The sequence below is a fragment of the Streptomyces sp. NPDC002671 genome (assembly GCF_053592475.1).
In genome coordinates, this window is sequence record NZ_JBSFVU010000097.1 from 1 (window position 1) to 9,326 (window position 9,326).

A 9,326-nucleotide genomic window follows, 5' to 3' on the forward strand; every position below is an offset into this window, starting at 1 on the left:
GTCGACGTGCTCTGGGCGATGCTGCGTGACAAGAGGCTGTTCACCTCCGCTCCGCCGGTCACGCAGGCGGCTTGACACGGTCATTGAGATTCTCCGGGGATCTGCGGGCATGTCAAAGGCCCCGTCTCCGACGTGGGCAACGGGGCCTTCGAGGAATGCGGAGGGGCGGTAGCAGTCCGTGATCCCGGTCCTCATCGGAGCGGGCGGGACAATACGGGACTACCGGATGTGAAGGTGCGAGGTACACCCCGCACCTGGTACTCCAGCTGTAGATCGTGATCTTGCTGGTCGGGGCCGGTGGGTAGAGGGGTGCGGCCGTCGTTGATCATCGTGACTTGTGTGGACTAACGACGAGACGGTAGCCGCAGGTCACAGCACAGATCCCGCCCGATGGCGGGAGGCATTCGAGGCGGCTATGGGCCGGATCGCGGGCCGGTTCGCCCGGGTCGAACCACGGCTGCGGGCCGGGCGGTTGGTTCTGGGTCTACTGTCGGACCTGCCGCGCAAGAACTGCTGGACGATCGTGGAGTGGGCCGGGGAGGCCAGCCCGCACGGCATGCAGCACCTGCTGTCCCGGGCCTCCTGGGATGCCGATGCCGTCCGCGACGACGTACGCGAATACGTTGTCGAGCACCTCCACGACGATGCAGCTGTGCTGGTCGTGGATGAGACCGGCGACGTGAAGAAGGGCACCCACACCGTCGCCGTCCAGCGCCAGTACACCGGCACCGCGGGGCGGATCGAGAACTCTCAAGTCGCGGTCTACCTCGTCTACGCCGGCGCCCGGGGACACGCGGCGGTGGACCGGGAGCTGTACATCCCGCGCTCCTGGACATGCGACCCGGATCGCTGCCGGGCAGCGGGACTCGGCGAAGACGCCGCCTTCGCTACCAAGCCGGAACTGGCCCGCACGATGATCGAACGGTTCCTTACCGCCGGACACCGCGTCGGATGGGTCACGGGTGATGAGGTCTACGGCGGCAACCCGAAACTGCGGACGGCTCTGGAGGAACGCGGCATCGGCTATGTCCTCGCGGTGGCCTGCTCGGCCGAAATGACCACCGGTGCGGGCACCTTCCGTGTCGACGCCCTGGCCGCGAAGATACCCGAGCGGGCCTGGCAGAAGCTCTCGGCCGGGCCCGGCGCGAAGGGGCACCGGTTCTACGACTGGGCCGTCATCGACCTCGCCGAGCCGGCAGCGGGCCGCCACCAGCTCCTGATCCGACGCAACCGCACCACCGGCGAACTCGCCTACTACCGCTGTCATTTCACCGAGTCCACACCCCTGGCCGTCCTGGTTCGCGTCGCCGGCTCCAGGTGGCGGGTGGAAGAGACTTTCCAGAGCGAGAAGGCGCTGGCGGGACTCGACGAGCACCAGGTCCGCCGCTACCCCTCCTGGACCCGCTGGGTGACCCTCGCGATGCTCGCCCACGCCTTTCTCGCGGTCCTCCGCGCCGACGAACACGCCCGCAACCCCGCCCCGGACGGGCTGGTCCCGCTGTCCTGCAACGAGATCCAGCGCCTATTCATCACGGTCGCCGTTCAGCCTCTCCGCGACATGGCCCACCGACTCGGCTGGTCCGACTGGCGCCGCCGCCATCAGCAGCGATCGCGCGCCAGCCATTACCGGCGACAAGCCGCGTCCCAGACATGAAGATCACCGGCCGGAAGGGCGATGACTGAGCAGATCTCCGGGTTGGCAGTCCAGCACTTCGCAGAGCCGGGTGAGCGTGGTGAAGCGGATGGCCTTGGCTCGCCCGTTCTTGAGGATGGACAGATTGACGTTGGTGACGCCGACTCGGACCGCGAGTTCGGCGAGGGTCATGCCGCGTTCTTCCAGGAGCCGGTCGAGGTGGACCTGGATGGCATGGCCTTCATGCGCTTCGGTGGACATCAGACGGTCCCGGCGAGGTCTTCACGCATGGTGACGCCTACACGCATGATCCGGGCGAACGTGATCAGCCCCAGCGCGGTGAGGACCGCCAGGTATGGCGTCGCCCACATGCCCAGCCAGGCTCCGGCAGAGAGCGTGATGTCCGTGGTGAGGGTGGCGAGCAGTGCGGTCTTCGCACTGGCTTCGATGAGTTCGGCCGCCAGGCTGCCCAGCAGGAGCCACCACCCCAGCAGCCTCAGTCTCGATGCGGTCTGCGGGGTGTAGGCGCCATCTCGGGCGGCTGCCCGCAGCAGGCTGTTGAGTACGAACAGCCCACCGATCAGCAGAATGAAGGACGGCAGCTCGCCCAGCGTCGCGAGGACCTTCTGATAGGTGCTGGGGTGGGAGGCGCAGTACTGGGGGATCGCACTGACGTCTGCGCCAGCCTTCGCGTTGAACAGCGCATCGGTGTCGGTGGCGCTTCCCGAGATCGAGTCGGCGCTGACGCAAGGGTTTCCCCAGCCGACGTGGATGTGGCCGTCGAACAGGCTCAGGACGAAGCCGAGTACGAGGGCCCCGATCAGTAGCCGCAGTACAAATGACACCACGGTGGACAGCGGTTCGAGCAGCTTGGAGTCCTCGGTCACAACATCCCCTTGTTATCGTTTATCGATGTTATCGAAAGACGATACGTGATGGCTGTGGCGAGGTGAACCCCCTGCGACGCAGGAGCATCAATCACACAGCGGTGCCCCCATTTCGGTGTCCGCTTCCACGATCACCCACCCGGTGACCGCCGCCCCATCGCGCTCGACCGGCTGGCGCTTGCCGCGCTGCGCGCTCACCGCGCTCACGGATGGTCTTCGGGTCCCAGCGCAGGCGTACCAGGACGGGTCCGCCGGGGTCGGCTTCCTCATCGACATCGGCGACTCTCCCTGGTGCATGGAGGGCACGATGAGCAGTGACTCCACCAAGGCACACGCCTTCGGCGGCTACCCCGACGGCACCGGCTGCGCCCCCCAGCGGCGGCCACTGACCACAGCCTCGCCAGAGGCAAACCACCAACGTCCGCTGTCACAGATCACTGAGGCCCTGAGCGCACCGGAAAACACGCCGATATCAGGCATTCAGGCGGCCTCTGCCGCGCGGCCGGGCGTCGACGTGGCTGCCGACGTACGCCGACTACTGGTACACGCACACCACCAACTGGCGCCCTGCCAGCGCTGATCACGGCCGTGCCGGTCGCGGCGTTCGCGCTGCTCAGCCTCGGGGTCTGCGCGGACACCCTGCTGATCACGTCCTTCCTGCTGGTGGACTCAACGGTTCCGATGGACGCGCAGTTGGAGGCGGGAACGTGGGTCAGCACCTCCTACAACCTGGGCCTCGCCGCCGGTTCGGCTTTCGCCGGGGCACTGCTCGACCAGGCGGGCACAGGCGCGGTGTTCGCGCTCGCGGCGGGGACAGCAAGCGCCGGAGCGCTAGTGGCGGTGGTAGCGGCGCACGGCAGCGCCCCGGCCAGCGAGGCCGGAGAGGTCGCCGCGCCGTAACGAGGCCGGCGTCAGCGCTCGGTTCCGTAGGCGCCCGAAGCCCCAGGCTGCGAAGTAAGTGATCAGCTGGCGAGGTGTAGGTCGCGGGTCCGGTCTTGGCGCAAGGCCGCGAATTCAGCTGATCGCCAGGAGCTGCCAGTGCGGGCGTCATCGCTGGTGCGGGCGGTGAGAAGGCAACGGGATCCCACGGGCACGATGACTGTCGACCAAGATTAGCCCGTTGCCCAACAGGATGCCGTTGCCCGCAATGTTCCTGCCGGAAGCGTGGGGATGCGGGTACGCCGCCGAGGCGTGCGCAGCGGCACTCGACTGGTTCACCGACTCGGTTCCCAGCGAGCCGGTGGTGCTCTGCACCCAGACCGCCAACGACCGCGCGATGCGCCTCGCGGCGAAGCTGGGCTTCACCGAGGTGGAGCGGCTCGAGGAGTACGCCGCCGAGCAGTGGTTCGGCGTCTGGTCCTCGGTCACGCCGTCCGGTTGAGTGGCTTCGTTCACTGCAACCGACAGCGTTTGTTCATTGGTTCCGGCGGCGCTTGGTGATCGTCGTCCGTCTGGATGTTCACGGGAAATGACGGCAGTCGTAGTCCGGCGCCGTCGGCTCCCCGCTTGCTTCGTGCCTCGGATCGCTCATGGTCATGGACGCATAATGAGTGCTGTCGTCGGCTTCCGAGGTGGCAGCATGCGGTGTCATGGCAGTCGACAGCACCAGCAGGTTTCAGGCAGGCCGGACGGGACTCATCGTCAGGATCCCGGATGCGGAGCCGACCGTCCGCGCATGGCGTGAACGGTTCGATCCGTCAGCCCAAGCAGGAGTGCCAGCACATGTCACGGTGCTTTTCCCGTTCCTCGACGAGAGCCGAATAGATGCGCGTGTCCACTCGACCCTCACTGATGTGCTCGGCAGCCATCATGCCTTTGAACTGCGGTTTGAGAGCTGCGGGCGGTTTCCGGGAGTGCTGTATCTCGCTCCGGAGCCAGATGCGCAGTTGCGGCTGCTCACTGAGGTGATCGCTGACCGGTGGCCCGAAGCCCCTCCCTATGGGGGCCAGTTCACCGAGATCGTGCCCCACCTGACCGTCGCTGACGGTCAGGAGGATGCAGTTCTGGATGAGATTGAGTCTGACCTGCTCGGCAGACTCCCCTTCACGTCTCGGGTCGCGTCGGTCGACCTCATGGTGCATGACGGTGCGAAGTGGCAAGAGCGGGCGTCGTTCGCACTCCGTGAATGAACGGGCCCTGAGTTTGGCCGGCCCGCCGCAACGGGCAGCGGACCAGCATGAAGACGCCAGTCAGCTGGCTTCGACCTGCTCGGCGCGGGCTCGGGTGCTGGCCAGCCGGTAGGAGTCGGTGCCGGTCTCGATGATGGTGCCATTGAAGGTGAGGCGGCCGACGACGTTGCCTGCTGCGGCACCAGGGCCTCGTTGGCGAGTTCGTCCTTCGACGCGGCGTTGCTCGACACGGCACCACAGTTCACCGGCCGCCGGCGGTGGTGACCGTAGTGACCACGGCGACCAGGACCGCGGCACCCGCCAGGGCGACCGTCAGCGGCTGGCTGAGCACCGGACGGCGGTAGGCGACGTAGCCGAGCGCGGCGACGGCCAGCAGGCCAACCAGGACCAACAGCAGCACGACCAGCAGGGCGAGTGTGGACACGAGCGATTCCCCTCGGGGTTCGGGCACGCGGGCTGTCCGCATGCGATGGTGTGGGCTGCGGGATGCAAAGGTTCCCTGTGGCCCTTGGAGCGAAGTCGCGGCACAGCGCCCCAGGTCCCGGTAAGGGAGCCGGTTACCTGACGGATGGATGTGGCAGCCTCTTCTGTCAGCCGGCCACCTCCTCGGCCGTGCCGTCCCGGCACGGCACGGCGGCCCGCGCACCGAAGGCGCCGGCCGTCGGGTGGGGCCGGTTCAGGCGCAGGTACTGGACAGCTTTCGGGGGCATCGGTTGGGGCATCCGGTCCAGCCGGTGTCCAGTGCGCTGAGCTGGACGCGGAAGAGCACTCCGCACAAGCAGCAGCGCACGCTCCAGGCCGCTTTCGGGCTCCGGTAGGACTCCGCAGCCTCCAGCTCGTACTGCCGGAGCCGGGCCTCGGCGTCCCTGACGTCCAGCTTCGGGGTCGGGGGGAGGGCTGGTTCCCGCAGGGCCTGTGCCCGGTGGACCTTCTTCCACGCCTGCACCCAGTCGTCCCGTACGCGCTCGGGCACCATGCACGCGTGCAGGAGAGCCAACAACTGCTCTTGGCTCGTGGGGAAGGACTGGCGGGTGAGGATGCGCTGTGCCGTGGAGCGGGACAGCGGCCCCAGTTCAGGGCGCTGTTCCACTCTGCGTTCCATGGCGCGGTAGGTCAGCCCGCTGCGCTCACGCAGTTCCGCCAGCGCACGGCCCATGTCGGCCCGGTCGGCGATCAGGTCCGGCCTAGGCGCCTTCCCCCGTGGCAACGCGGTCGCGTGCCGCCCGTCCCGTCGCCCTTCGGCCTGACGCGCCCTCTCCCACAGCTCGCGTGCCCGGCCGTCGGAGGCGCCGCAGGCTGCCTCGTACGCCAGGGCCACCCTGAGCGTGGGCAGAACGATCCCGCCCGACGCGCGCTGGAGCGTGGTGGCGCTGACTTTGACGCGCTCCGCCAGGACCTCGTAGGTGACGCCAGCGCAGGCCTTGCACCACCGCAGGTGGCCGGCGAGTCGGCCGAGGGCGCTGTCGGGGCGCGGTACCGGGTTCTCGGTGCGGCCCACGATCGCTCCTACCGCAGCAGCAAGGCCGGCTGGGCCCGTGCAATGAGGCGCAGTGACCGGATTCCGGCTCCGACGGAGAGGCGGGCCAGGGCCACGGCGAGCAGGCCGATCGGCCCCAGCTGGGGGATGATCTGTGCGGTCGGCATGCCGTGGGCGGCCTGGGCGGACGCCACGACGACAACCACCACGATGACGGCGGCGTCCGCTCCGGTGAGACGGGCAGACTGATCGGGGATGCCGCAGAGGGCCGCGGAGTGCTGCACGGGCATGAGGTGGTTCCTTGCGTACGAGGTACCGCGGCCGGCGGCCGTGGCGTGGACTGGCTCCAACAACAGCGGTTATGCCGCAGGCAGTTGACGCTGCGTCGCGACGAGACAGCATGGTGCCACCACCGGAGCCCACCGACGCCTCATTCATGCACGGTTGTCTCATCTGCCGATTTGAGGCACATCCGACAATCACGCTTGCAGGTGCGTGAGACAGCACGTCATCAAAACCGGCATGCCCATCGAGCTGGAACTTCTCCGAGCCTTGCCGGAGCCCATCCCCGACCAGTGGCAGCTCGGGGGCGGTTTCCTGCACTCCGTCCCAGTTCTGCTTGCCCGAACAGCCGCAGGCTGCCACGATCCCTTCGGTTCCGTACGTGACTGGCTCCAACACCCTTCCGCACGGATCGGATCGTCTGTGTTGACGCGCAGGCGACCCCACAGCCGGCCTCAGCATCGCGCGAGGCCGGCTGTCAGAACGCTCGGGCAGTCCCCACCACCACCCGGCTAGCCCCTCGCCCCGCGCCACGCTGTCGGCGGTCGCGGAATTGCGTGGTCGCTGACACGTGGCGAATGGGACTCGCCCGGTGCCTGCGACGTTGCGCGTGAGGAGGCCCACGGATGTTCATCGACGAAAGGGACACGTGCCTGCTGGTCGAGCAGGCACTGCCACGATTGCCGACCCGCTGAACACTATTTTCACCCGTGCTGGCCTGACTTGACGCCCTGTTCAGCGGTTCAGGCCCTTCGCCGAACGCCCTGGCGCTCCGGCCTTCTTGTCGTCGTCAGCCACGACGACGAAAGGGGAACGGAAGTTGAAGATCTCTACGAAGCGGACGCAGGACCGGCAGCCCCGGGCCCGCAGAAGCCGGATCATCGGCGCGGCGGAGAAACTGGGCGAGTGGATCGTGCGAGGAGCCGCGTCCGGCGCCGCCCGGGAGATCCTGCGGTACCCTCTGGAACTGTGGGACCAGACGTGACCCGCACCGCGGTCCCCGGCCCGATGTCCCCGGCAACCACCCCCTCCGGCCCGGACAGGACCGGGAAGGAGGGCCCGCGCCTGCAACCCATGGGCCGCCGCGAGCCGGGCTGGCGTGCGACGATCGGGCGGCGGGCCGGGCGCCGGGCCCAACCACGGCGGCGCAGGGCTCCGCACAGCGGGCGGCCGACCAGTCCAACGCTGTGCCGGGCGAGTGGTCACCGGCAAGCTACTCGTGCTCCTGGTCCTCCTCCTCGTCGCAGTCGTCCTCGGTGGGCCAGGTGCCATGGGTGAACGACGAGTGTGGCGGCGTGACCGGCCCAGCCGCCGGTTCCCGGCTCACTGGGAGTTGTACGCCTTGACACTCACCGCCGGGCCGCCGGAGTACCTGGCTACCGCGTGGGCTGCGGCGCCGGTGACCTTGACCACCGCCCTACCGTGAGCGGGGACGCGGACCAGCCCGCCGATAGGGGTGTCAGAGACCACTTGCTGGGTATCACCCTTGGCTGGCTGGTCGTAAACGAGGTAGGAGACGCGCACAGAGACCGGGAAGGCGTCGGTGTTCTGTACCTGGACAGCGGCGAAGCGGGAAAACTTGCTGACGGCGTCTCCCGCAGCGTTCAGCGGCTGGGTGGCCACGGGGTGGATGTTGGCCCTGACCCTCGCGGTGGCCAGGTGGACCACGGTGACGCGGACGTCGTACACCTGGTGCTCACCGGAGCCGGAAAAGCGCAGGATGTCGAGACTCCACCCGTAGGGAACCACTAGGCGGCCGCTATCGCTGCCGTAGACAGTTCGAACCCGTACTCCGGGAAGCGGGTGGTGGTGCCGGTCGAGTGCGGTGAATGCCAGGACCGGAACGACCGAGTTGGTGTCCACGTTCTTGATGTCCAGCGTCTGGTCGATGTAGTTGTCGCCACTGTGCCGGTGATAGGTGAACGTCAGCACGTTCTTGTCCGGAGCTACGGAGGACTTGGCCGTGCTCGCTGCGGCTGACGAGTGGGCCGTGCCACCGGCCTGCGTACCGCCGTTCGCGGGGCCGCACCCAGCGAGCAACCCCGCCGTCATCCCTGCCCAGACCCCAACCACAGCCCACCTTCGCACCACCCTGATCCTCCTCAACCTGTGCCTCCCCACCCTGCCTCACCGGAGCGTCGTCGGAGCCTAGCGAACCGGGATAGTGGACTCGCCAGGGGCCTCCGGACTGATCGAGGAGCCGTACACGCCGCCGGCCCAACACGTGAGAGACCACCAGCCAGCACCGGGTGACCGAGGCGAACACGGCAGGGCCAGCGGGTCGGACGCAAGGCGTCCTCATGGAGTCTCGCCGCATGCTGTTGTCCCGTCGTAGCGAACCTGTCAGATGGCGAGCCCTCAACCTGCCGGGGTAACAGGTCATTTGAGATCACTGTGAGCCGGTGTTCTCAAATGACCTGGCTTTCGACGAAGCCTCGATCGCGATAGAGGCAGAACCGCCGGTAGAGAAGGTCCTGGGTTCCGAGGGTGGTGTAGATCCGGGCGAATCGTCGGCTCAGTTCAGTGGTCGTGGCCAGGTAGAGCTCTTGTGCCCGTGGCCTCTGGACTGGCAACGCCACTACCGCATCCTCGCCCAGCTCGCCGCCGACGAACCTGGCGGCCAGCGCCCCGACATCGCCCCCGGCGTGATTCACGACGGCGATGATCTGGGTACGTGGATTCAGCGGCAACACCGCGACTGGATCCAGTTGACCGGGGAGCAGCAGGAACGACGCACCAAACTCGGCCTCGCCCTCGCCCAGCAGCCCGCCGCGACAGCCAGGGAAGGCGCCTGCGGGCGGCTCACCAAGCCACGACCTTCGAAGTGTCAATCCCCTCGTTGTGTGGAGATCTTCTAAGCGGCCAGCTCCAGGGCGGAGTTGGCGCGGTGGTTGTGTTCGTAGTCGATTGGGCTGCGG

Annotated in this window: 12 protein-coding genes and 2 pseudogenes; 6 read left to right on the plus strand and 8 right to left on the minus strand. The window is 67.8% G+C overall.

Annotation, left to right across the window (positions count from 1 at the left end):
- The first annotated feature begins 415 nt into the window (after positions 1-415).
- Positions 416-1,654, plus strand: coding sequence for an IS701 family transposase (locus tag ACWD35_RS43800; RefSeq protein ID WP_451356915.1), 1,239 nt, complete (start codon positions 416-418; stop codon positions 1,652-1,654).
- 3 nt (positions 1,655-1,657) lie between these two features.
- On the opposite strand, the gene ACWD35_RS43805 is transcribed toward ACWD35_RS43800, so the two are convergent.
- Both ACWD35_RS43805 and ACWD35_RS43810 read right to left on the minus strand, forming a co-directional pair.
- The gene (locus ACWD35_RS43805; protein ID WP_451356916.1) at positions 1,658-1,894 is read right to left on the minus strand and encodes a helix-turn-helix domain-containing protein; all 237 of its coding nucleotides are present in this window, start codon (positions 1,892-1,894) and stop codon (positions 1,658-1,660) included.
- Positions 1,894-2,520, minus strand: coding sequence for a DUF2975 domain-containing protein (locus ACWD35_RS43810; RefSeq protein WP_451356917.1), 627 nt, complete (start codon positions 2,518-2,520; stop codon positions 1,894-1,896). The genes ACWD35_RS43805 and ACWD35_RS43810 overlap by 1 nt, the downstream gene beginning before the upstream one ends.
- Positions 2,521-2,635: 115 nt before the next feature.
- Between ACWD35_RS43810 and ACWD35_RS43815 the strand changes: the two genes are divergently transcribed.
- The 4 genes and pseudogenes from ACWD35_RS43815 (at position 2,636) to ACWD35_RS43830 (ending at position 4,649) form a co-directional block, all read left to right on the plus strand.
- Positions 2,636-3,100: a hypothetical protein gene (locus tag ACWD35_RS43815; protein WP_451356918.1), complete on the plus strand. Its 465-nt coding sequence runs from the start codon at positions 2,636-2,638 to the stop codon at positions 3,098-3,100.
- A gap of 8 nt (positions 3,101-3,108) precedes the next feature.
- A complete protein-coding gene (locus ACWD35_RS43820; protein ID WP_451356919.1) occupies positions 3,109-3,420 on the plus strand; it encodes a hypothetical protein in 312 nt (103 codons plus the stop codon).
- Positions 3,421-3,658: 238 nt separating this feature from the next.
- Positions 3,659-3,901, plus strand: a pseudogene (locus ACWD35_RS43825) (GNAT family N-acetyltransferase); the annotation flags it as partial.
- A gap of 208 nt (positions 3,902-4,109) precedes the next feature.
- Entirely contained in the window at positions 4,110-4,649 is a 540-nt protein-coding gene (locus tag ACWD35_RS43830) for a 2'-5' RNA ligase family protein (protein ID WP_451356920.1), read from the plus strand.
- 60 nt (positions 4,650-4,709) lie between these two features.
- Here ACWD35_RS43830 and ACWD35_RS43835 read toward each other — a convergent pair.
- From ACWD35_RS43835 to ACWD35_RS43850, 4 genes and pseudogenes are all read right to left on the minus strand, one after another.
- Positions 4,710-4,814, minus strand: a pseudogene (locus ACWD35_RS43835) (IS21-like element helper ATPase IstB); the annotation flags it as partial.
- A 76-nt stretch (positions 4,815-4,890) separates the two neighbouring features.
- Entirely contained in the window at positions 4,891-5,073 is a 183-nt protein-coding gene (locus ACWD35_RS43840; protein WP_451356921.1) for a hypothetical protein, read from the minus strand.
- 252 nt (positions 5,074-5,325) lie between these two features.
- Entirely contained in the window at positions 5,326-6,147 is an 822-nt protein-coding gene (locus tag ACWD35_RS43845) for a helix-turn-helix domain-containing protein (protein ID WP_451356922.1), read from the minus strand.
- Between the two features lie 8 nt (positions 6,148-6,155).
- Positions 6,156-6,416 carry a hypothetical protein gene (locus ACWD35_RS43850; RefSeq protein WP_451356923.1) on the minus strand — a complete coding sequence of 87 codons (261 nt, stop codon included), beginning with the start codon at positions 6,414-6,416 and terminating at the stop codon, positions 6,156-6,158.
- 812 nt (positions 6,417-7,228) lie between these two features.
- Between ACWD35_RS43850 and ACWD35_RS43855 the strand changes: the two genes are divergently transcribed.
- Positions 7,229-7,393, plus strand: coding sequence for a hypothetical protein (locus ACWD35_RS43855; protein ID WP_451356924.1), 165 nt, complete (start codon positions 7,229-7,231; stop codon positions 7,391-7,393).
- Positions 7,394-7,731: 338 nt separating this feature from the next.
- Here ACWD35_RS43855 and ACWD35_RS43860 read toward each other — a convergent pair whose 3' ends face one another.
- Positions 7,732-8,340 (minus strand): hypothetical protein, encoded by a 609-nt coding sequence (locus tag ACWD35_RS43860; RefSeq protein ID WP_451356925.1) that lies wholly within the window; start codon positions 8,338-8,340, stop codon positions 7,732-7,734.
- A 476-nt stretch (positions 8,341-8,816) separates the two neighbouring features.
- Positions 8,817-9,326, minus strand: a 510-nt coding sequence (locus ACWD35_RS43865; protein WP_451356926.1) for a hypothetical protein, incomplete at its 5' end; no start/stop codon positions are given.